Origin of the sequence: Aeromicrobium sp. A1-2 (assembly GCF_003443875.1) — a bacterium.
GTDB lineage: Bacteria > Actinomycetota > Actinomycetes > Propionibacteriales > Nocardioidaceae > Aeromicrobium.
In genome coordinates, this window is sequence record NZ_CP027482.1 from 2,013,861 (window position 1) to 2,035,680 (window position 21,820).

The following is a 21,820-nucleotide window of genomic DNA, read 5'->3' on the forward strand; positions in this document are numbered from 1 at the left end:
CGACGATCCTATGCAGAATGTGGTGCTGGACCAGCTCACCCGCCCGCGCGCCCGGCGGAAGTTCGGCCGCGTGCCTCGTCAGCTGGCGGAGGATTCGCCGATCGCGGACGCCTGTCGGACCACCAGAGGTCCAACCGCCGCCCGGATCGCCTCGGGGATCGGGGTCACGGCCCGTGTCGTGGCGTCGACGTAGACATGCACGAATCGTCCGATCGCCGCGGGCTCGTCCGAATCGCCCTGGAACAGGCCGATCCGGTAGACGATGCTCGAGGTACCGATCCGGGTGATCGCGAGCCCAGCGTGCACGTCCCCCGGAAAGCCCAGCTCGCGCAGGAACTCGCACTGCGTCTCGGCGACCAGTCCCACGGCGTCGAGCCGTCGGATGTCGCTGCCGGTGGCCTCGATCAGGAAGCCGTTGACCGCGGTGTCGAAGAACGAGTAGTAGACGACATTGTTGATGTGCCCGTAGACGTCCTCGTCCTCCCACCGCGTCGTGATCGTGCGGAGCACGTCGAACTCCGAGCGCCGGAAAGGAATCTGCTCACCACGACCCTGCCCGACCATCAGGCGGTGTCTTCCTCGCGGAGCCGCTGGCTGATGACCGCCGAGACGCCATCGCCTCGCATCGAAACGCCATAGAGCGCGTCGGCGACCTCCATCGTGCGCTTCTGGTGGGTGATGACGATGAGCTGGGAGTTGGCCCGCAGCTCCTCGTAGAGGTCCAGGAGGCGACCCAGGTTGGCATCGTCGAGCGCGGCCTCGACCTCGTCGAGGATGTAGAACGGGCTGGGGCGCGCCTTGAACAGCGCGACCAGGAACGCCACAGCAACCAGTGACCGCTCGCCTCCGGACAGCAGCGACAGTCGCTTGACCTTCTTGCCCGGCGGACGCGCCTCGACGTCGATGCCGGTGGTCAGCATGTTCTGCGGATCGGTGAGGATCAGCGCGCCCTCGCCCCCGGGGAAAAGCCTGGAGAAGACGTCCTGGAATTCCCGCTCGACGTCGTACCACGCCTCGGTGAAGACCTGCTCGACCTTGGCGTCGACCTCATCGACGATCTCCAGCAGGTCCTGCCGGGTCTTGCGGAGGTCGTCGAGCTGCTCGGAGAGGAACTGGTGACGTTCCTCGAGCGCGGTGAACTCCTCCAGCGCGAGTGGGTTGACCTTGCCGAGCATCGCCATCGAGCGCTCCGCCGAGCGCAGTCGCTTGACCTGCGCATCGCGCTCGTACGGCACGGGCTCGCCGGGCTCGGCGCCGTCCTCGGCGATCGGGGGCACGAGCTGCTCAGGGCCGTAGTCGGCCACCAGAGTGTCGACCTCGAGCCCCAGCTCGTCCAGCGCCCTTCCTTCGAGTCCCTCGAGGCGTAGCCGCAGCTCGGCGCGCGCCATCTCGTCCTTGTGCACCGAGTCGGTCAGTCCGTCGAGCTCGGCGATCTGCTCCCGCAGCTGGGCGCGGACATTGCGGAGCGTCTCCTCCCGACCTGTGCGGGACTGCTCGATCTCGGCACGCAGCGCTGCCGCCCGGGTCACAGACTGCTCGAGGTGCACCAGAACCTGGTCGCTCGCGGCGATCACGGCCCTGGCTGTCTCCGCCTCGCGCAGCTGGCGCTCGCGCCGTTCCTTGGCCTTGATTCGCGCCTCACGCTCAGCCTCGGCCGCCTCGAACAGGGCCGTGACCTGTCCCGCCAGGGCCCGCACACGTTCTTCGTTGGTGCGCAGAGACAAGCGGGCGTCGGTCTCGGATCGGCGCAGGGTCGATGCGGCTTCGGCGAGCTCCTCGAGCAGGGCCGTGTCCGGCTCCTCCTCGGGAGCTGACTCGGCCTGGGTCAGCCGGTCCTCGAGCTCAGTCAGCCCGGACAGATCGCCGGCCTGCGACTCCTCGGCCTTGGTGATCGCGACGGCCAGCCGCTCGGCCTCGCCGCGGGCGGCACGTGCCGTCGCACCCAGGTGCCCGAGGTTCTCCGCGACTGCCGCCATTGTCGCGTCGGACTCGTGCAGGCGGCCGAGCGCAGCGTCGACACGTTCCTGCGCCGCGGCGCGCGTGGTCTCGGCGGTCTCCTGCTCGAATCGCAGGCGCTCCAGCGTGTGGACCGCCCGGCCGAGATCGTCCGCGGCCTGGGTGATCGCGGCCTGGACCTCGATCAGGCTCTGCTTGGACGTCGACCCGCCGGCGGCAAAGTGTGCGCCGAGCACGTCGCCGTCCTGCGTCACCGCTGTGACGTCCGGCGCGTGCCGGATGAGCTCCTGGGACTGCTCGAGGCTCTCGACGACCGCGACCTTGAACAGCAGCCGACGCAGGGCACCCTGCAGGGCAACGGGCCCGTCGACGACGTCGATCGCGTACGTCGCGAAGTCCGGCAGGCCGGGCCACGTCGAGTCATCGACCTCGCCGCCGCCCAGCAGCATGCCAGCGCGACCGAGGTCCTCGGACTTGAGCTTCTCCATCGCGGACACCGCGGTGTCCAGGTGATCGACCGCGACGGCGTCGGCCGCGGACCCCAGCGCCGAGGCGATCGCGGTCTCGTATCCGGCCCGGACAGTCAGCAGCGCGGCCACCGAACCCAGCAACCCGCTGATCTCGTCGGTTGCGGCCAGCAGAGCGCCGGCGCCGTCCTTGCGAGAAAGGCCCAGCTCAAGCGCCTCCTTGCGGGCGGCCAGGGCTGCCTGCTGACGCTCGGCCTCTTGTGACTGCGCTCCCAGCGAGGCCAGCCGCTCAGTGATCTCGGCCAAGGTGTCCTCGGCGCCTTCGAGCTCCTCGTCGAGGCCCGACTCCCCCGCGTTGAGCCCCGCTATCCTGTTCTCCAGGGCCGTGAACTCGCGCTGCGCCTCGACGGCCCGGGACTCGGCCTCCTCACGCGCTGCGGTCAGCCGGCCGATCTCCTCACCGGCCGCCGTGGAACGGCTCTTGAGGGCGTTGACCTGCCCGTGCAGACGGGCCAGTCCCTCGCGCTGGTCGGCCGCCGCACGGAGGAGACCAGCGACGCGCCGCTCCTCCGCGGTATAGGCGGTCTCGGCGTCCTTGCGCTCGGTGATGACCGTCTCGAGCGCGCGGGTCGACTCGTCGACGCCGGCACTCAGCTGCTCGAGCTGCTCCTGGGCGCGACGCGCGTCGGCCTCGAGCTCTTCGGGCTCCCGACCGACGCGGCGATCCTCGGCCTCGACGGCGGCCAGGCGGACACGCTCGTTGGCGAGTCCAGCGGTGCCCCGGATGCGTTCCCGCAGGCCCGACAGGCTGTACCACGTCTCCTGGGCGGCGGACAGACGCGGCGAGTCCTCCCGGAGCTGGTCCTCCAGCATGGTTTCCTGCTCGCGGGCCGTGGCGATCGACTGCTCGACGGCCTGGCGACGGTCCTTGAGTGCGGTCTCATCGGCTAGTTCCTCGGCGATGACCGAGCGTGCGCTGACGATGTCGTCGGCGAGGATGCGGGCGCGGGCATCCCGGACGTCGGCCTGGATGACGGCGGCGCGGCGGGCGACCTCGGCCTGCCGGCCCAACGGCTTGAGCTGGCGTCTCAGCTCGGTCAGGACGTCGTTGAGCCTGGTCAGGTTGCCTTGTGTCGCATCGAGCTTGCGGAGCGCCTTCTCCTTGCGCTTGCGGTGCTTGAGGACCCCCGCGGCTTCCTCGATGAAGCCGCGACGCTCCTCCGGCGTGGCCCGCAGGACCCCGTCGAGCTGACCCTGGCCGACGATGACATGCATCTCGCGGCCGATGCCCGAGTCACTCAGCAGCTCCTGGACGTCGAGCAGGCGGCAGGTGCTGCCGTTGATCGCATACTCCGAGCCGCCGTTGCGGAACATCGTGCGCGAGATCGTGACCTCGGTGTACTCGATCGGCAGCGCGCCGTCGGTGTTGTCGATCGTCAGCACGACCTCGGCGCGACCGAGCGGCGGACGCCCCGACGTGCCGGCGAAGATGACGTCCTCCATCTTGCCGCCGCGCAGCGACTTGGCGCCCTGCTCGCCCATGACCCAGGACAGCGCGTCGACGACATTGGACTTGCCCGAACCATTGGGTCCGACGACGCAGGTGATGCCCGGCTCGAGCTGAAGGGTCGTCGACGACGCGAACGACTTGAACCCACGCAAGGTGAGGCTCTTGAGGTACAACGCTGACTCCTACGACGGACGACCGTTTGGGAGCCACCCTAGACCGATGGGACGCTAGTGGGTCGCAGGCTCCATCAAGTCGCCAGCAGTCACGCTGTCGACCCGCTCCCGGATCGTCAGGAGCAGTCCGTCGTTCTCGACCTTGAGGCGCATGATCTCGTCCTCGAGGTCGAGGATCCGACGTTGGAGCGAGGCGGTTTCGCGCAGCTGACCGGTGGTGGGGCCACCGATGAAGCCGACAAGTGCTTTGGCCATGAAAAATCTCCGCGGGATGGAACTGAGGGAAGGGCAGATGAGGCTGATCTGCGTCTGCCAGTCTCCCACCGCGGGACGTCCGGGGTCAACTTTCGGACTGCGCCTGCGGGCCTTCGACGCCACGGGAGGACCACACCCGCCGAGATGCGGAGCGCCCGCCACGGTCGGGTGGATCGGACGCTCCGCGTAGGGTCGCGACGTGGACGATCTCTTCAGGCCCCCTGCCGGGCAGTGGCAGCCCGTGTCGCCGCGGCTCGCGACAATCCGCCGCATCCTGATTGCTGTCCCGGCCGCGGTCCTGGCCATCGTGGGTGTCGTGCTGCTCCTCGCCCTCCCCCGGCTGCAGTGGATCGGCGCCCTCCTCGCAGCGCTGGCCGCCGCCGGCTACGTTTGGGGGTGGTTCTGGGCCGCCCGCAACCAGCGCAACTGGGGCTATGCCGAGAACGACGACGACCTTCTGGTGACCAGCGGCGTGATGTTCAAACGGCTCGTCGCGATCCCCTACGGTCGGATGCAGTTCGTCGACGTCGAGGCCGGCCCGCTGGCCCGGGCGTTCGGCGTCGCGACCGTCACACTGCACACCGCGAGCGTCGAGACCGCGGCCGACATCCCCGGCCTTCCCGCGGCGGAGGCAACCCGGCTTCGCAACCGGCTCACGGAGCTGGGCGAGGCCCATGGCGCCGGTGTCTGAGTCGGCGCCCGAGGCGATCGGTCTCCGTACCCATCCGCTGACGGGTCTGGTCCAGGGCGCCCTGTGGGCGGCCGCCGCATCGGTGGGGCTGGTCGGCTCGGTGTTCTCCGGCGACGGTTGGGGCACCATGGGCCCGCTGCTGAGCCTGCTGGTCGCCCTGGTCGGCGGGCTCCTCGTGGGCATGGGCTTCGGCTTTCTGACCTGGGCCTTCACGCGATATGTCATCGACGGCGCCGAGCTGCGGATCAACACCGGCGTGATCACCAAGGCCTCGCGACGCATCCCGTACGAACGACTGCAGTCGGTCGACATCGCCGAGCCCCTGGTCGCGCGCCTGTTCGGTCTGGCCGAGCTCCGGATCGAGATGGCCGGCGGCAAGGACTCACGGACGTCACTCCGCTTCCTCACACTCGCCGACGCCCAGGACCTACGGCGCGTCCTGCTGGCCAAGGCCCATGGCGAGACCGACACTGCCGTCGCGCTCGACGAGCAGCGCACCATCATCACGGTCGTCCCCCCGCAGCGGGTCGTGATCGGCACCCTGCTGTCGCTGGACTTCCTGTTCGCCGCGGTCGGCTCTCTCGTCCTGCTCGGCGGCGCGCTCTGGTTCGACCAGGTCATTGTGCTGCTGGGCGGCATCATCCCGCTCGGGACATGGCTGGTCCAGATCGTCGGCAAGCGGGTGCTCCAGCAGTGGGACTTCACCCTGTCCCGTGGCGCGAACGGGTTGCGGATCGAGCGCGGCCTGTTGTCCCGCACCTCCCAGACCATCCCGTTCGCACGGGTGCAGGGCATCGCGGTCAAGGAGCCGTTCGTGTGGCGGAGGTTCGGCTGGCAGCGGCTCGAGGTCGATGTCGCCGGATTCGCCGCACACGGCGATGACGACGGCACCGACTCGTCCTCGACCCTGCTGCCGATCAGCGATGGCCCACTGGCCGATGCGATCATCGCCGAACTGATCCCCGGGTCCGCCGTCGAGTCCGTGTCACGGATCCGAGCACCCCGCCGGTCGTGGCTGTTCGCACCGATCGGCTGGCGCTATCGCTGGGTCGGCGCCAACCAGAGCACCTTTGTGGCTCGTGAGGGCTGGATCGAGCGCACGACCGACATCGTGCCGCACCGCAAGACCCAGTCGGTCGAGCTGCGCCAGGGCCCGATCCAACGGCGACGGCACGTCGCGACGGTCGAGGTGCACACCCCGCAGGGCCCGGTCGACGCCGACGGCCAGCATCTCGACGAGCTCGACGCCAGGTCGATCCTGCTCGACCAGCTCGAGCGCGCCCGCGTCGCGCGGGGCTAGGCAGCCGCGTCGCTGCGGAGCCGCTCGACCGTCGTCATGACATGGAACACCACGACCGCCGCGATCGTGCCGAGCGCGATCCCGGTGAAGACCAGATCGCCCAAGGTGATCGTCAGGTTGCCGATGCCGATGACCAGGGCGACCGCCGCCGTGAACTGGTTGACCGGGCGGGAGAAGTCAACCCGGTTGTCGATCCAGATCTTGACGCCGATGATGCCGATCAGGCCGTACAGAGCTGTCGTGATGCCACCCAGCACACCGATCGGGATCGTGTTGATCAGTGCGCCGATCTTGGGTGAGAGACCCAGCAGGATCGCCACGACGCCCGCGACCCAGTAGGCGGCCGTCGAGTAGACCCGGGTCGCAGCCATGACACCGATGTTCTCGCCGTAGGTCGTGGTGCCTGATCCGCCGCCGGCGCCGGCCAGCGTCGTGGCGAGTCCATCGGCCAGCAGGGCGCGGCCCGTGCGCCGGTTGAGCGACTCATCGCCGGTGAGGTGCGCGACGCTGCGCACGTGTCCCACGTTCTCGGCCACCAGCACCAGGACCACCGGAAGGAACGTCGGCAGCACCGACCAGGCCGCGGTCGGCGTGTGGAACTCAGGAAGGCCGATCCATGCGGCCTGTCCAACCGCCGTGAAGTCGATGTTGCCGGCGACCAGCGCGAAGACGTAGCCGATCACGACGCCCGCCACGATCGACAGCCGCGCCGTCAGACCCCGGAACGCCACCGCGATGAGCAGCACCGCGGACAGCGTCACGAGCGCGGTCCACGGCGCCTTGCCGAAGTTGTCCGTCGCGACGGGCGCAAGGTTGAGCCCGATCAGCGCCACGATCGCACCCGACACGACCGGTGGCATCAGCGCATCGATCCAGCCTGTGCCGGTGATCATGACGATGCCGCCGACCACCGCCAGCAGGATGCCGATGACCATGATCCCGAACAGCGCGCCGCCCATGCCATCGGTCGCCGTCGCGGCGCCGATCGGGGCGATGAAGGCGAAGGACGAGCCGAGGTAGCTCGGCAGCCGGTTGCCCGTGATGATCAGGAACAGCAGCGTGCCGACGCCGGAGAAGAACAACGTCGCCGAAGGCGGGAACCCGGTCAGCAGCGGCACGAGGAACGTGGCGCCGAACATCGCGACGACGTGCTGTGCGCCGAATCCGATCGTACGGGGCCACGTCAGGCGCTCGGCCGGGCCGACGATCTCGCCGTCGGTGATCGTGCGGCCGTCGGCGTGCAGGGTCCAGGGCAGGGGCATGTCGATCCTTCGAACGGGTCAGGGGTGCGAGGTGACGCTATCCCCCGCTGGTGCCGTCCTCCGCCGCGGGATCCATCGGCGCGACGATGTCACGCGAATCCAGCCAGCCGTCCGGTACCGAGACCTTCTTGGGTGTGCCCTGCCGCCCCCGCGGCGTGCCCAGCTCGGCGACCGGATAGGGCTCGGTCGGGTCGAGCCTGGACAGCAGGTCGTCGAGATCGGCGAGTGACGACACCATCCCCAGCCTGTTGCGGACGTCCTTGCCCGCGGCGAATCCCTTGAGGTACCACGCGATGTGCTTGCGGAACTCGATGCAACCCCGCTCCTCACCCAGGATCCCACTGAGCAGCTCGGTGTGACGCCGCATGACCGCGGCCACCTCGCCGAGCGTCGGCAGCCCGACGACGTGCTCGGAGGAGAAAGCCGCCGCGAGGTCACGGAACAGCCAGGGCCGGCCCAGGCAGCCGCGGCCGACGACGACGCCGTCGCAGCCCGTGTGCTCGACCATGCGGATCGCGTCGGCGGCCTCCCAGATGTCGCCGTTGCCCAGCACCGGGATGTCGACCGCCGCCTTGAGCTCGCCGATCGCGTCCCAGTCAGCCTGACCCGAGTAGTGCTGCACCGCCGTACGGCCATGCAATGCGATCGCAGCACACCCGGTCTCCTGCGCGATGCGCCCGGAGTCGAGATAGGTCAGGTGGTCGTCGTCGATGCCCTTGCGGGTCTTCATCGTGACCGGGACGCCATACGGCTGGGCGGCCGACACCGCTGCAGTGAGGATCTCGCCGAGCAGGGTGTCCTTCCACGGCAGCGCCGCCCCGCCGCCCTTGCGCGTCACCTTGGGAACGGGGCAGCCGAAGTTGAGGTCGACGTGGTCGACGCCGTGGTCGGCGCACAGGATCTCGACCGCGCGGCCCACATGGATCGGGTCGATGCCGTAGAGCTGTACCGATCGCACGGTCTCGTTGGGGGCGAACGTCAGCATCGACAACGACGTCTTGTCACCCTCGACGATGCCGCGGGACGTGATCATCTCGCACACGTACAGTCCTGCGCCCTGCTCGGCGCAGAGCTGTCGGAACGCCGCATTCGTGACGCCCGCCATCGGCGCGAGCACGACGGGCACGGGGACCTCGAGGTCTCCGAGCCGGAGGGATCGCGGCAACGTGGCGGTGGGCATGCCCACCATTGTCCCCGACGCCCCTCAGGGTTGTCGAAAGCAGGGACCTACGGGGTCCAGGTGATGGCGTCCTTGGCGGAGCCGGTCTGCAGGTCGACCGACTGCAGGGCCCTGCCCTTGGGCACCAGGTAGACCAGGCACAGCTTCGCGGTCGCCCCGGGCAGGAAGCTCTTGGGCAGTGTCGAGTTCTGGCAGGGCAGGAGCGTCCCGACAATGTCGTTGGCCGGCAGGTTGGTGTTGCTGGAGTCGTGCGCGAAGATCGGCAGCGCCGCGCCGCCCAGACCCGCCGGGCCCTCGTTCGTGACCGTGATGTCGACGTAGAACGGTGTCGCGGCCTTGGTCTCGTCGTCGAGGGAGAAGAACGTGAAGTCCTCCTTGATCGATCCCTTGCGGACGGCCGAGACCGTGACCGTGATGGCGCTCGTGGCTTTGGTGCCGACCTGGTAGATGACGCTGGCCGGCTTGTCCTCGGTCAGCGTCGTGCCGCCCTTGGTCAGCGTCACTCCCGCCGGTACGTCGAATCCCTGGGGGACCGGCACCGCATCGGACTTCTTCTCGGGCGTTGACGAGCATCCGCCGACGAGGGCCAGCGACACGGCCGCCGCGATCCAGAAACGCTTCACCGGCCGATTGTCGCCTACGAGCCGATCAGCACCCCGGCAGGCGCGCCGCGAGCCACGACGTCACCTGGTCGAGGGCGATGCGCTCCTGCGTCATCGAGTCGCGCTCGCGGATCGTCACGGCCTGGTCGTCGAGGGTCTCGAAGTCGACCGTGATGCAGTACGGCGTGCCGATCTCGTCCTGGCGGCGGTAGCGCTTGCCGATCGCCTGGGCATCATCGAAGTCGACGTTCCAGAATCCGCGCAGCTCGGCAGCCAGCGCCCGCGCCTTGGGCGAGAGGTCCTCGTTGCGAGACAGCGGCAGGACAGCGGCCTTGACCGGCGCCAGGCGGTGGTCGAGCTTGAGCACGGTGCGCTTGTCGGTCCCGCCCTTGGCGTTGGGGATCTCCTCCTCGACGTACGCGTCGATCAGGAACGCCATCATCGAGCGGTTGACGCCCGCGGCAGGCTCGATGACGTAGGGCGTCCAGCGCTCGTTGTTGGGCTGGTCGAAGTACGAAAGGTCCTTGCCCGAGTGCTCGCTGTGCGTCTTGAGGTCGAAGTCGGTGCGGTTGGCGACGCCCTCGAGCTCGCCCCACTCCGAGCCGGCGAACTCGAACTTGTACTCGATGTCGACGGTGCGCTTGGAGTAGTGCGAGAGCTTCTCGGCTGCGTGCTCGTAGAGGCGCAGGTTGTCGGGGCTGATGCCCAGACCGACGTACCAGTCCATGCGGTTCTTGATCCAGGTCTCGTGCCACTCCTCGTCCGTGCCCGGCTCGACGAAGAATTCCATCTCCATCTGCTCGAACTCGCGGGTGCGGAAGATGAAGTTGCCCGGCGTGATCTCGTTGCGGAAGCTCTTGCCGATCTGGGCGATGCCGAACGGAGGCTTCCTGCGCGAGGTGCCCATGACGTTCGCGAAGTTGATGAAGATCCCCTGGGCCGTCTCGGGGCGCAGGTAATGCATGCCCTCCTCGGACTCGACCGGGCCGAGGAAGGTCTTGAGCAGGCCATTGAACATCCTGGGCTCGGTCCACTGTCCACGGGTGCCGCAGTTCGCGCAGACGATGAGCTCCATGCCGACAGCGTCCGGGTCGTCGAGACCCTTCTTCTCGGCGTAGGCCTCCTGCAGGTGGTCCTGGCGGTAGCGCTTGTGGCAGTTCTGGCACTCGACCAGGGGGTCGACGAACGCCGACAGGTGGCCCGAGGCCTGCCAGACAGGCGTGGGGAGGATGACCGACGAGTCCAGGCCGACGACATCGTCCCGGCCCTGCACCATCGAGCGCCACCACTGGCGCTTGATGTTGTCCTTGAGCTCGACGCCGAGCGGGCCGTAGTCCCACGCGGATCTGGTGCCGCCGTAGATCTCTCCACACTGGTAGACGAAGCCTCGGCGCTTGCTGAGGCTGATGACGTTGTCAACGGTCGATGCCATGGGAGATTTTCCAATCCGGCTGGGTGTCGGCGGGCCAGTGGACGCGGTCGTGACCGCGTGCGCCCGAGGGTCGTTCCATGTTAGTCCGTACGGCCCACCACCTACCGTGCCGCCCCGCGCTGCCCCACCCCAATGCGACCGTGAAGTTGACAACGGTTCCCAACTACTTGAGAATGATTGTCATGAAGAAGTCACTAGCCCTGCTCGGCTCGCTGCCGCTCGTCCTGATCCTCGCCGGCTGCGGCGACTCCCCCCAGGACGGCGGTGACACGACCGAGGTCATCGCGTCCTTCTATCCGTTCGCGTACGTCGCGGAGCAGGTCGGCGGCTCGTTCGTCGACGTCTCCAACCTCACCTCACCCGGCGTCGAGCCGCACGACCTCGAACTCAAGCCCAAGCAGGTCGCCGCGGTTCAGGAAGCCGACCTCGTCGTCTACGAGCAGCACTTCCAGGCCGCCGTCGACGAAGCGATCGACCAGGCCGGCCGCTCGTCCGAGGGCACCCTCGACATCGCGAAGACCCTGACCCTCAAGCCGGCTCAGGACGGCGCCGACGAAGACGGGCACGACGATGGGCATGACCACGACGAGGCGGACGAAGATCCGCACACCTGGCTCGACCCTCGCAACATGATCACCGTGACCGAGGCGGTCGAGCAGAAGCTCGCGGCCATCGACCCCGACCACGCTTCGGCCTACGCCGCCAACGCTGCCCGGTTCACCGCCGAGCTCACCGCGCTGGACCAGAATTTCGAGGCGGGCCTGAAGTCGTGCCGCACCGACACGATCGTGACGAGCCACGCCGCCTTCCAGTACCTCGCCGACCGCTACGGGCTGACGCAGGTGCCGATCGCCGGGATCGATCCTTCCAACGAGCCCTCCCCCTCCCAACTGGCTGACATCACCCGGCTGGTCCGGGCGCAGAACATCACGACGATCTTCACCGAGGAGCTGGTGAGCCCGGCGATCGCCGACACCATCGCGGCCGAGACCGGGGCTCGCACCGCTACGCTCGACCCCATCGAGGGGCTGTCGGACGCGACCAAGGACGAGACGTACCTGACCCTGATGCGCAAGAACCTCCAAACCCTGCGGAAGGCGAACTCCTGCTCATGAGCATTGTGCTCCAGGCCCGCGGCGTGACCGTGGCACTTGACGGTCGACAGGTCCTGCGCCAGGTCGATCTCGATGTGTCCAGCGGCGAGTTCGTGGCTCTGCTCGGCGCCAACGGCTCCGGCAAGTCGACGCTCGTGCGCGCCGTGACCGGGCTGACCCCGATGACCGGTGGCACGGTCGAGCTGTTCGGCATCCCGCTCGCTGACTTCCACGACCGGCACCGGCTCGGCTACGTCCCGCAACGCTCACGAGCCGTCGCCGGTGTGCCCGCAACGGTGCACGAGGTCGTGATGAGCGGACGCCTGGCCCGCCGACGGTTCTTCGGCTGGAGCAACAAGGCCGACGCGTCGGCGGTCGCCGCCGCCATCGCCCGGGTCGGTCTGGCCGACCGCACCCGCTCCGCGCTCAGCGACCTGTCCGGCGGGCAGCAGCAGCGGGTCTTGATTGCCCGTGCGCTGGCCACCGAGGCCGAGCTGCTGATCATGGACGAGCCCACGGCAGGGGTCGACCACGACAACCAGGAGTCCCTCGCCGAGCTGCTCGGCGGCCTGGTGCATGACGGCTCCTCGGTGCTGCTGGTTGCCCACGAGCTCGGACCGCTGCGTCCGTTGATCGACCGCGCGGTCGTGCTGCACGCAGGCCGGGTCGCGTACGACGGACCCGTCGAGGGCCTGACCGGCGAGGATCACGCGCACGTCCACATGCACACGGGCGCTCCCCCACTCCCCGAGGGACTCACCGGGGAAGGGGTGTGGCGATGATCGACCTGCTCAGCTACGAGTTCATGCGCACGGCCCTCATCGCGGCGACCTTCACCGGACTCGCGGCCCCGGCGATCGGCACGTTCCTCGTCCAGCGCCGGCTCGCCCTGCTGGGGGACGGCATCGGCCACGTGGCACTGACCGGAGTCGCGCTCGGACTGCTCACCGGCGTCGCGCCGATCCTCACGGCGGTCGTCGTGGCAACCCTCGGCGCGATCGTGATCGAGCTGCTGCGCATGTACGGGCGGACCAGCGGCGACGTCGCGCTCGCGATGCTGTTCTACGGCGGCATCGCGGGTGGAGTCCTGCTCACCAACCTCGCGGGTGAGAGCGCCTCGACCCTCAACAGCTATCTGTTCGGCTCCATCCTGACCGTGTCATCGGCCGATCTGGTGTTGGTGGCTGGGCTTGGTGTCCTCGTGATCATCCTGGCCGTAGGCCTCTCGCCACAGCTGTTCGCGGTGTGTCAGGACGAGGAGCACGCCAAGGTCAGCGGGGTCCCGGTCCGCGCGTACAGCATCCTGATCGCGATCCTGGCCGCCGTCACGATCACGGTCGCGATGCGCACCGTGGGACTGCTGCTGGTCTCGGCCCTGATGGTCGTGCCGGTCGCGGCATCCCAGCAGCTGACCCGCAGCTTCCGCACGACGCACATGGCGGCGATGGCCATCGGCCTCGTCGCGGCGCTTGGGGGAGTCGTCGCGAGCTACCAGATCAACACCCAGCCCGGTCCCACGATCGTGATGCTCGCGCTGGCGATCTTCGCCGTCTCCGCGCTCGTCGGAGTCGCCGCCAGACGTCTGCGCAATCACCGTCGTCCAGCAGAATTCGCCTAGGGAGAGTCATGGTCGAAGCACTCCGCAACACCCGCCAGCGCCGCGCAGTCGTGGCGATCCTCGAGGACCTCGACGGGTTCGCGAGCGCGCAGGAGATCCACGACATCCTCAAGCAGCGCGGCGAGTCGGTCGGCCTGTCGACGGTCTATCGCAGCCTGCAGGTCCTGGCCGATGCGGCCGAGGTCGACGCTCTCCGCAACGACGACGGCGAGGTGCTCTACCGCCAGTGCAGCGCGGGTCACCACCACCACCTGGTGTGCCGCTCGTGCGGACGCACCGTCGAGGTCGAGGGCCCCACCGTCGAGCGGTGGGCCGACAAGATTGCCGAGGAGAACGGCTTCCGGGACATCTCCCACACCCTGGAGATCTTCGGCACATGCCAAGGATGCGGTCGATGATCCGCACGATTGCCGGCGCCGACCTCACCGCCCAGGACGTCTATGACATCTGGCGGATCCGCGATGCGGTCTTCGCAGTCGAGCAGCAGGTCGAGGAGGAGGACGTCGATGGACGGGATCTCCTGTCCACCACGACACACCTGTGGTTCACCGACACAGACGGTCCGACGAGCTATCTGCGGGTGTACGTCGGCAGCGACGGCATCCGACACATCGGCCGGGTCTGCACCCGCAAGGATCAACGCGGCCAGGGACTCTCGGGCCGGCTGATGGCCGAGGTCACCGGGCTGTGGGGCGACGGTGAGCTGCAGCTCAACGCACAGGCCTACCTCGAGCAGTGGTACGCCTCGTTCGGCTACGTCCGGTCGGGCGACAACTACCTCGAGGCCGGCATCGTCCACGTGCCGATGACCCGCCGTGCCGGTGGCTGACTCTACGCCTCGCCCACCGCGTTGAGTGCCTCGGCGACGTCGCCCTTGAGCTGCGTCGCGTAGTCGCTGACGGCGTCGGCCGCCGCCTGGAACTGGTCCTGGTAGGAGAATGAGAAGCTCTGCCTGCTGTCGATCCGCTGCGCGAGCACCGCCGCCTGATCAATGACGTACTGGACCGCGCCGCTGACCTTGTCGGCAAGCTCCTGCTGACCCGACGGCACCTTGACCTGGGCGAACTCGTCGCGCGCCCTGGTGAATGCCGGAATCAGCGAAGAGCGAACCAGCTCGCTGCTCGACACGTCCGTACTGATGTAGTCAGTCGCTCGCAGCGCGAGCACCGTCCGCGCCGATGCGATGAAGTCCACCCCCGTGTCGGCCCGTTTCAGCGTCTTGCTGAGGCTCGTGAACGGCTCGAGGACGGTCGCCTGTGTCTGCTCAGCCTCGGCGTACACCGTGGAATGCTCCCGACCGTACTTCGGGGCATCCGCGAGCTTCGGCGGTTCGGCGATCCCGCGCTCGACGATCTTGCGCAGCGCCCCAGGATCGGTCTCCTTGGCCGCCGAGACCTGCTTGACGACCGCAGCGCGGAACGAGGCGACCGCCGCGAGGTAGTCCTGGGCGATCAGGTCAGCCCTAGCCACCTGCTCGGTCTGCCGCTGGTTCTGCACCACCACGAGCGCGCCGATGACCCCGGCGATCACCAGGGTCAGGACGACCGGCAGGGCGACCACGAGCCTGCGAGCACGGACATTCACGAGATCACGTTCCCAGCGCCCCGGTCGCCGGTCAAACCGAAGCCGATCAGTCGTTGATCCGTGGCACCACCGCGTGCCGGCGCAGACCATAGGTCAACGCGTCCACGAGCGCCTCCCACGACGCCTCGATGATGTTGGCGCCGACACCCACCGTGACCCAGGCGTCCTTGCCGTCAGACGTCTCGATCAGGACCCTGGTGATGGCGTCCGTGCCGTGTCCCTGGTCGAGGATGCGCACCCGAAAGTCGATCAGGTGGAAGCGGGCGACATCGGGATAGACCTGCTCGATCGCCTGACGCAGCGCGTGGTCGAGGGCGTTGACCGGGCCATTACCCTCGCCGATCACCGCGAGCCGCACGCCACCGGCAGTCAGCTTGACGGTCGCCTCGGCCACAGCGTCGTCGCCGCGCGCCGATTCGGCCAGGACTCGCCACGACTCGACGTCGAAGTACGACGGACGTACGCCATCGACCTCTTCGGCGAGGAGCAGCTCGAACGAGGCGTCGGCCGCCTCAAACGTGTAGCCGGACTGCTCCATCGACTTGACCCGGTCGGTGACCCGGCTCAGCAGCACCGCGTCGTTGGCGAGGTCGAAGCCCAGCTCCTTGCCCTTGAGCTCGATCGTCGCGCGACCGGCCATCTCGGAGACCAGGAGCCGCATGTCGTTGCCGACCAGGGTCGGTTCGATGTGCTGGTAGAGGTTGGGATCGACCCGGATCGCGCTGGCATGTAGACCCGCCTTGTGGGCAAACGCCGAGACACCCGTGTAGGGCTGGCGCGCCGACGGCGGATAGTTGGTGATCTCGGCGATCGCGTGCGAGATCCGGGACGCCTCGGCGAGGGCACCCTCGGGCAGCACCGTCATGCCGAGCTTGAGCTCGAGATTGGCCACGCACGTGACCAGGTCGGCGTTGCCCGTGCGCTCGCCATAGCCGTTGATGCACCCCTGGACGTGGGTCACTCCGGCCTGGACTGCGGCCATCGAGTTGGCGACGGCACATCCGGTGTCGTTGTGGGCATGGATGCCCAGTCGTACGCCGGTCTGCGCCACGTCGGTGACGATCTCGGAGACCCAGTGCGGGAGCATGCCCCCGTTGGTGTCGCACAGGATCACGACCTCGGCGCCGGCCTCGCCCGCAGCACGGACGACCTCGAGCGCATAGTCGCGGTTGGCGCGGTAGCCGTCGAAGAAGTGCTCGAGGTCCACGAACACCCGCTGTCCCTCGTCCCGGAGGTACGTCACGGTGTCCCGCACCATCGCGAGGTTCTCCTCCAGCGTCGTGCGCAATGCCTCGGTGACGTGCCGGTCGTGACTCTTGGCCACGAGCGTCACGACGGAGGCGCCCGAGTCACGCAGCGCCTGGATCAGTGGGTCGGCGGCAGCAGCGACGCCGGCCCGCCGGGTCGCCCCGAACGCCGCGAGCGTCGCGTGCTTGAGGTCGAGCTCCTTGGCCGCCAGCGCGAAGAACTCGGTGTCCTTGGGGTTCGAGCCCGGCCAGCCGCCCTCGATGTAGCCGACGCCCAGATCGTCGAGGTGACGCGCAATGTGCATCTTGTCCTGCACGGAGAGGTTGAGTCCCTCCTGCTGCGCGCCGTCACGCATCGTGGTGTCGTAGACGTGGAAGTCGCTCACGCTCTGGTGTCCTGCGTTCACTGCGGTGTCCTTCGTTCCGGTCGGCATCTCGGTCGGGCAACAAAAAAGCCCCCCACGACATGGGAGGCAGCGCGTCGGGGGCTTGAAATCAGTGCCCGGCGCGCCTGTCGATAATGATCGAGATGCTCTGCATGAGGCCCAGTCTAGACTGATCGACCTATGACCGCCAGACCCGTTCCCGTCAACGTGGACCCGACGGTGATGTATGCGGTCATGACCCCGCGGCCACTGGAGTCCAAGGACCTGATCCCGCCGCCCTCCCCCGAGCTGCTGCGGCACTACGGTTCGTCCGATCTCGCGATGCGCCGGCTGCGATCCCGACCGCACCAGCACCTGATCCTGCGGCAGGCCACACTGGAGGACGTCGCCTTCATGACCCGCGACGCCCGGATCGACGCCCTGCTGCTGGCCGAGCAGCACGACGGCCTCGTGATCGACCTGAGCATCCCTCGCGTCGTCGAGCACCGCTCCGACGAGGTCTCGCTCGCCCACGCGACCCAGTGGTACGTCGTGAGCTACGACGATCTTGCCGAGGGCCGCCTGCGGACGATCGGTCTGACGTCGTTCGGCCTGCCAGAGGCGATCGTGCTCGGCGTCGACGAGCAGACCCACGCGATGTTCAGCGCCGTGCTGGCCGGTCTGGTGCATCGGTTGCTCGCCGAGTGGCCCGCCAACGACCCGGTCGGGAGCGCGACCGTGACCCTCCGCGACATCGCGTACGGGCTCGGTGATGCCGAGGCCGCGTCGACGCCACGGGATCGCGCGATCGACATCGACGTGGCGTACGACGCCGACGACAACCTGCTGCTGATCACTCTCCAGGCCGATCCGGCAGAGACGCTTTTCGCACCCTGACCGGTCAGGACACGGTGGGTGGCGTCGCGCGCGGCGCCAGGTTGGCCAGTGTCTCGGGGCGCAGGATCGCCTCAAGCTTCTCCGGCGGGAGCAGCCCGCGTTCGAGCACGATCTCGGCGACGCCGCGTCCGGTGGCCAGCGCCTCCTGGGCGACATCGGTCGCCGCGGCATAGCCGATGTAGGGATTGAGGGCCGTGACCAGACCGATCGAGTTCTCCACCTCGGCGCGCAGCAGCTCGACGTTCGCCGTGATGCCATCGACACACCTGGTCGCCAGCACCAGGATCGCCTCGCGCAGTCGGGAGATGCCGGCCGACAGTGAGTAACAGATGATCGGCTCGAAGGCATTGAGCTGGAGCTGGCCACCCTCGGCCGCCATCGTGACGGTGAGGTCGTGACCGATGACCTGGAACGCGACCTGATTGACGACCTCGGGGATCACCGGGTTGACCTTGCCGGGCATGATGCTCGACCCGGCCTGCACTGCCGGGAGGTTGATCTCGTTGAACCCGGCGCGCGGGCCCGAGGAGAGCAGTCGCAGGTCGTTGCAGATCTTCGACAGCTTGACCGCGACCCGCTTGAGCGTGCCCGACAGCTGGACGAACGCGCCGCAGTCCTGCGTCGCCTCGATCAGGTCGACGGCACTTTGCAATGGCAGGCCGGTGAGCCGCGAGAGATGCTCACAGGCCGCCGGGACGTAGCCCGCCGCGGCGTTGAGCTGGGTGCCGATCGCCGTTGCACCCAGGTTGATCTCGTGCAGCAGCATGACGGCCTCGGACAGCCGGCTGCGGTCCTCGCCGATCATCAGCGAGTAGGTCCGGAACTCCTGGCCCAACGTCATCGGCACAGCGTCCTGCAGCTGCGTTCGTCCCATCTTGAGGACGTCGTGGAACTCGTCGGCCTTGGCGGCGAACGAGTTCTCGAGCACCTCCATCGCCTCGAGCAGGGCGTGCGTCGCCAGAATGATGGCGATCTTGACCGCCGTCGGGTAGACGTCATTGGTCGACTGGCTCAGGTTGACGTGCTCATTGGGGTGGATGACGTGATAGTCACCCTTCTTGTGGCCCATCAGCTCGAGCGCCCGGTTGGCGATCACCTCGTTGGCGTTCATGTTCGTCGACGTGCCCGCGCCGCCCTGGATCACGTCGACGACGAACTCGTCCCGCAGGCTGCCGGCGCGGATCTCCTCGCAGGCCGTGCGAATCGCGCCGAAGCGTTCGTCATCCAGCAGACCGAGGTCGTGGTTGGCCGTCGCCGCCGCCTCCTTGACCGCAGCGAGCGCCTCGACCAGATAGGGACTGATGCCGATCGGGATGCCGGTGATCGGGAAGTTCTCGAGGGCCCGGAGCGTGTGGACCCCCCAGTAGGCCTCGATCGGGACGTCACGGTTGCCGATCAGATCGTGCTCGGAGCGCGTGGCATTGGTCATGGTGATCCTCCAGTTTCGAGGCACGACGTTGGGCCTCGCACACCGACCATAGAACACGCGACCGGTCCGGTGTGGGAGACGTCACTGTACTGGCCGGTACAGTGCCACGCTCCGTCCGAGACAGGGATCAGCCGGGCAGGACCTGGGTCATCCAGCCGTGTCGGTCGGCCGCACGACCGTACTGGATGTCGACCAGTGCAGAGCGGATGTCCGTCGTGACCTTGCCGGCCTCGCCGTCGCCGCTGACGGCCTCGCCACCGTCCCACTTGAGCGATGCCACCGGCGTCACCACGGCCGCTGTGCCGCACGCAAAGACCTCGGTGATCGTGCCGTCCGAAGTCCCGTTGCGCCACTCATCGATGCTGACCCGACGCTCGACGACCTCGTGGCCCAGATCCCGGGCGATCGCCATGATCGAGTCACGCGTGACGCCCTCGAGGATCGACCCGGACAGCGCCGGCGTCACGATCGAGCCATCGGACTGGACGAAGTACAGGTTCATGCCGCCGAGCTCCTCGACCCACTTGTGCTCGGTCGAGTCCAGGAAGGCGACCTGGGCGCAACCGTGATCGGCGGCCTCCTGCTGCGGCAGCAGGCTCGCTGCGTAGTTGCCGCCGCACTTGGCCGCGCCCGTGCCACCGGCACCCGCGCGCGAATAGTCGGCAGACAACCAGATCGAGACGGCCTGCACTCCCCCGGCGAAGTACGCACCTGCGGGTGAGGCGATGACCGAGTAGGTCACGTGTTGGCTCGGGCGGACGCCCAGGAAAACCTCCGACGCGAACATGAACGGCCGCAGGTAGAGGCTCTTCTCGCCGCCGGCCGGCACCCAGTCACGATCGGCTTCGATCAGCGCGCGGACCGACCCGAGGAACCAGTCCACCGGCAGCTCCGGGAGCGCCAGGCGATGCGCCGAGCGCTGCATGCGCGCCGCGTTGGCCTCCGGGCGGAACAGCCAGACCGAGCCGTCCGCGTGGACGTACGCCTTGAGACCCTCGAAGATCTCCTGCGCGTAGTGCAGAACAGCCGTCGCGGGATCCAGCATCAGCGGCCCGTACGGCACGACCCGCGCATCGGCCCAGCCGGTTGCCGGGGTCCACTCGGCCAGGAACATGTGGTCGGTGAAGTGGTTGCCGAAGCCGGGATCGGCCAGGATGGCGTCGCGCAGCTCAGCGGTCCGCGCAGCGGGATTTGGTTCGAACCTGCTCGCGAATTGCTTGGAAGTCATAGTAATCACGGTAATACTTTCTCGGGTCAAAGGTAAGCGGGCATCAGCTCACCGATACACCCTCGGCCACGCGTGACGTGATGGCCTCCCCCACCTCCTCGGTGGTCCGGACGGTCGCGTCGCGCTCGGCGATGTCGGCCTCGACCGCCGACGTGATGCGGGCCGCGGCCTCGGGCAGTCCGAGGTGGTCCAGCAGCAGGGCACCCGACAGGATCGCCGCGGTGGGATCGGCCTTGTGCTGGCCGGCGATGTCAGGCGCAGATCCGTGCACGGGCTCGAACATGCTGGGCGCGGTCCGGTCGGGGTTGATGTTGCCGCTGGCGGCCAGGCCGATGCCACCGGTGATCGCCGCGGCGAGATCGGTCAGGATGTCGCCGAACAGGTTGTCGGTCACGATGACGTCGAACCGGGCCGGATCGGTGACCAGGAAGATCGTCGCGGCGTCGACGTGCAGGTAGTCAACCGTGACATCGGGGAACTCGGTCGCGACGGCGTCGACCGTGCGCGTCCACAGGTGTCCCGCATGGACCAGCACATTGTTCTTGTGGACCAGCGTGAGCTTGCGCCGCGGCCGCGCCTGCGCACGGGCGAAGGCGTCGCGGACGACACGCTCCACGCCGTACGCCGTGTTGATGCTGACCTCGGTCGCCATCTCGTGCGGCGTGCCGACCCGGATTGCCCCGCCGTTGCCGACGTACGGCCCCTCGGTGCCCTCACGGACCACGACGAAGTCGATGGCGCCGGGATCGGCCAGTGGCGTGGCGACGCCGGGGAACAGCTTCGACGGGCGCAGGTTGACGTAGTGGTCGAGCGCGAAGCGGAGCTTGAGCAGCAGCCCGCGCTCCAGGATGCCCCAGGGCACGCTGGGATCGCCGACTGCGCCGAGCAGGATCGCGTCGTGTCCGCGAATCTCCTCCAGCACCGAGTCCGGCAGCGTCTCGCCGGTCGCGTGCCAACGCTTGGCACCCAGGTCGTACTGGGTGCGACTGAAGGCGACGTCGTGATCAGCTGCGACGACGTCGAGGACCTGGAGGGCCTGGGCCGTCACTTCGGGACCGATGCCATCTCCGGGCACCACTGCAAGCGAAAACGTACGAGTCATGTGTCTCATCCTAGGCAGCACATCTCAGAATGTGAAACCCGCATCTTGATATGTGGTCAGTTGTCGTCAGGCCGGTCGGACAGCTCGAGCGGCTTGGCCTCGTCGCGCAGGTGCGCGGGGCCCCACTCCATCAGCTGGGGTTCCATGATGTCTCCTTCGATTGGACGGGAGCGGGGATCGGCGAAGGGTCCGCCGTTCCACCAGACACATGTCCGGAGATCATCCGAGGAGAGTACGAAAGCGAGCGATCAGATCATGATCAGCAACCCTGCGGCGAAACGGCGGGCCAACGCCGAAACTCCGCGGCAGGGTGTAGCCCTAAGAGGCCCTGCCGCGGCAAGCGATTACTACGAGCTGCTTCCGCATGATGCGGCCACGCTACTCCTGTCCACCAGGATCCGTGCAGACAGCCCCAAGATGTCTCACCT

General features: G+C 68.1%; 20 protein-coding genes. 8 read left to right on the top strand and 12 right to left on the bottom strand.

What is annotated here, in order from left to right:
* Positions 1–78: 78 nt before the first annotated feature.
* From C6I20_RS09845 to C6I20_RS09855, 3 genes are read right to left on the bottom strand one after another with little or no spacing between them, the layout of a single operon-like run.
* Entirely contained in the window at positions 79–564 is a 486-nt protein-coding gene (locus C6I20_RS09845; protein ID WP_118395801.1) for a thioesterase family protein, read from the bottom strand.
* On the bottom strand, positions 564–4,106 hold the full coding sequence (smc, locus tag C6I20_RS09850; RefSeq protein ID WP_118395802.1) for a chromosome segregation protein SMC: 3,543 nt from the start codon (positions 4,104–4,106) through the stop codon (positions 564–566). The genes C6I20_RS09845 and smc overlap by 1 nt, the downstream gene beginning before the upstream one ends.
* 54 nt (positions 4,107–4,160) lie before the next feature.
* Entirely contained in the window at positions 4,161–4,361 is a 201-nt protein-coding gene (locus C6I20_RS09855; RefSeq protein WP_118395803.1) for a hypothetical protein, read from the bottom strand.
* Positions 4,362–4,560: 199 nt separating this feature from the next.
* Here C6I20_RS09855 and C6I20_RS09860 point away from each other — a divergent pair, with 199 nt between their 5' ends.
* Positions 4,561–5,052, top strand: coding sequence for a PH domain-containing protein (locus C6I20_RS09860; RefSeq protein ID WP_118395804.1), 492 nt, complete (start codon positions 4,561–4,563; stop codon positions 5,050–5,052).
* Entirely contained in the window at positions 5,036–6,352 is a 1,317-nt protein-coding gene (locus tag C6I20_RS09865; protein WP_118395805.1) for a PH domain-containing protein, read from the top strand. The genes C6I20_RS09860 and C6I20_RS09865 overlap by 17 nt, the downstream gene beginning before the upstream one ends.
* Here C6I20_RS09865 and C6I20_RS09870 read toward each other — a convergent pair.
* Genes C6I20_RS09870 through C6I20_RS09885 form a run of 4 tightly spaced genes read right to left on the bottom strand, consistent with a single transcriptional unit; the run spans position 6,349 to position 10,828 of the window.
* Positions 6,349–7,614, bottom strand: a complete 1,266-nt coding sequence (locus C6I20_RS09870; protein ID WP_118395806.1) for a uracil-xanthine permease family protein — start codon at positions 7,612–7,614, stop codon at positions 6,349–6,351. The genes C6I20_RS09865 and C6I20_RS09870 overlap by 4 nt on opposite strands.
* A gap of 37 nt (positions 7,615–7,651) precedes the next feature.
* The gene (gene dusB, locus C6I20_RS09875) at positions 7,652–8,794 is read right to left on the bottom strand and encodes a tRNA dihydrouridine synthase DusB (RefSeq protein WP_254052101.1); all 1,143 of its coding nucleotides are present in this window, start codon (positions 8,792–8,794) and stop codon (positions 7,652–7,654) included.
* Positions 8,795–8,841: 47 nt separating this feature from the next.
* Positions 8,842–9,417 carry a hypothetical protein gene (locus C6I20_RS09880; RefSeq protein WP_118395808.1) on the bottom strand — a complete coding sequence of 192 codons (576 nt, stop codon included), beginning with the start codon at positions 9,415–9,417 and terminating at the stop codon, positions 8,842–8,844.
* Between the two features lie 25 nt (positions 9,418–9,442).
* Positions 9,443–10,828 (bottom strand): glycine--tRNA ligase, encoded by a 1,386-nt coding sequence (locus tag C6I20_RS09885; protein ID WP_118395809.1) that lies wholly within the window; start codon positions 10,826–10,828, stop codon positions 9,443–9,445.
* Between the two features lie 182 nt (positions 10,829–11,010).
* Between C6I20_RS09885 and C6I20_RS09890 the strand changes: the two genes are divergently transcribed.
* Genes C6I20_RS09890 through C6I20_RS09910 form a run of 5 tightly spaced genes read left to right on the top strand, consistent with a single transcriptional unit; the run spans position 11,011 to position 14,369 of the window.
* Positions 11,011–11,943: a metal ABC transporter substrate-binding protein gene (locus tag C6I20_RS09890; protein WP_118395810.1), complete on the top strand. Its 933-nt coding sequence runs from the start codon at positions 11,011–11,013 to the stop codon at positions 11,941–11,943.
* Positions 11,940–12,704: a metal ABC transporter ATP-binding protein gene (locus C6I20_RS09895; RefSeq protein ID WP_118395811.1), complete on the top strand. Its 765-nt coding sequence runs from the start codon at positions 11,940–11,942 to the stop codon at positions 12,702–12,704. The genes C6I20_RS09890 and C6I20_RS09895 overlap by 4 nt, the downstream gene beginning before the upstream one ends.
* Complete coding sequence (locus tag C6I20_RS09900; protein ID WP_118398801.1) at positions 12,701–13,540, top strand: metal ABC transporter permease; 840 nt, start codon at positions 12,701–12,703, stop codon at positions 13,538–13,540. Before C6I20_RS09895 ends, C6I20_RS09900 begins: the two co-directional genes overlap by 4 nt.
* A gap of 8 nt (positions 13,541–13,548) precedes the next feature.
* Positions 13,549–13,938 carry a Fur family transcriptional regulator gene (locus C6I20_RS09905; protein ID WP_118395812.1) on the top strand — a complete coding sequence of 130 codons (390 nt, stop codon included), beginning with the start codon at positions 13,549–13,551 and terminating at the stop codon, positions 13,936–13,938.
* A complete protein-coding gene (locus C6I20_RS09910) occupies positions 13,935–14,369 on the top strand; it encodes a GNAT family N-acetyltransferase (RefSeq protein ID WP_216822847.1) in 435 nt (144 codons plus the stop codon). Before C6I20_RS09905 ends, C6I20_RS09910 begins: the two co-directional genes overlap by 4 nt.
* A gap of 2 nt (positions 14,370–14,371) precedes the next feature.
* Here the strand turns inward: C6I20_RS09910 and C6I20_RS09915 are convergent, their stop codons facing one another.
* Positions 14,372–15,124 (bottom strand): hypothetical protein, encoded by a 753-nt coding sequence (locus tag C6I20_RS09915; RefSeq protein WP_162891249.1) that lies wholly within the window; start codon positions 15,122–15,124, stop codon positions 14,372–14,374.
* 46 nt (positions 15,125–15,170) lie between these two features.
* Entirely contained in the window at positions 15,171–16,805 is a 1,635-nt protein-coding gene (gene cimA, locus C6I20_RS09920; RefSeq protein WP_118395815.1) for a citramalate synthase, read from the bottom strand.
* 132 nt (positions 16,806–16,937) lie between these two features.
* On the opposite strand from cimA, the gene C6I20_RS09925 reads away from it, so the two are divergent.
* Positions 16,938–17,633 (top strand): hypothetical protein, encoded by a 696-nt coding sequence (locus C6I20_RS09925; RefSeq protein WP_118395816.1) that lies wholly within the window; start codon positions 16,938–16,940, stop codon positions 17,631–17,633.
* Positions 17,634–17,637: 4 nt separating this feature from the next.
* Here C6I20_RS09925 and C6I20_RS09930 read toward each other — a convergent pair whose 3' ends face one another.
* From C6I20_RS09930 to C6I20_RS09940, 3 genes are all read right to left on the bottom strand, one after another.
* Positions 17,638–19,062, bottom strand: a complete 1,425-nt coding sequence (locus tag C6I20_RS09930; RefSeq protein ID WP_118395817.1) for an aspartate ammonia-lyase — start codon at positions 19,060–19,062, stop codon at positions 17,638–17,640.
* A 127-nt stretch (positions 19,063–19,189) separates the two neighbouring features.
* Complete coding sequence (locus C6I20_RS09935; RefSeq protein WP_118395818.1) at positions 19,190–20,290, bottom strand: branched-chain amino acid aminotransferase; 1,101 nt, start codon at positions 20,288–20,290, stop codon at positions 19,190–19,192.
* 43 nt (positions 20,291–20,333) lie between these two features.
* On the bottom strand, positions 20,334–21,401 hold the full coding sequence (locus tag C6I20_RS09940) for a 3-isopropylmalate dehydrogenase (protein WP_371682633.1): 1,068 nt from the start codon (positions 21,399–21,401) through the stop codon (positions 20,334–20,336).
* Positions 21,402–21,820: the final 419 nt, after the last annotated feature.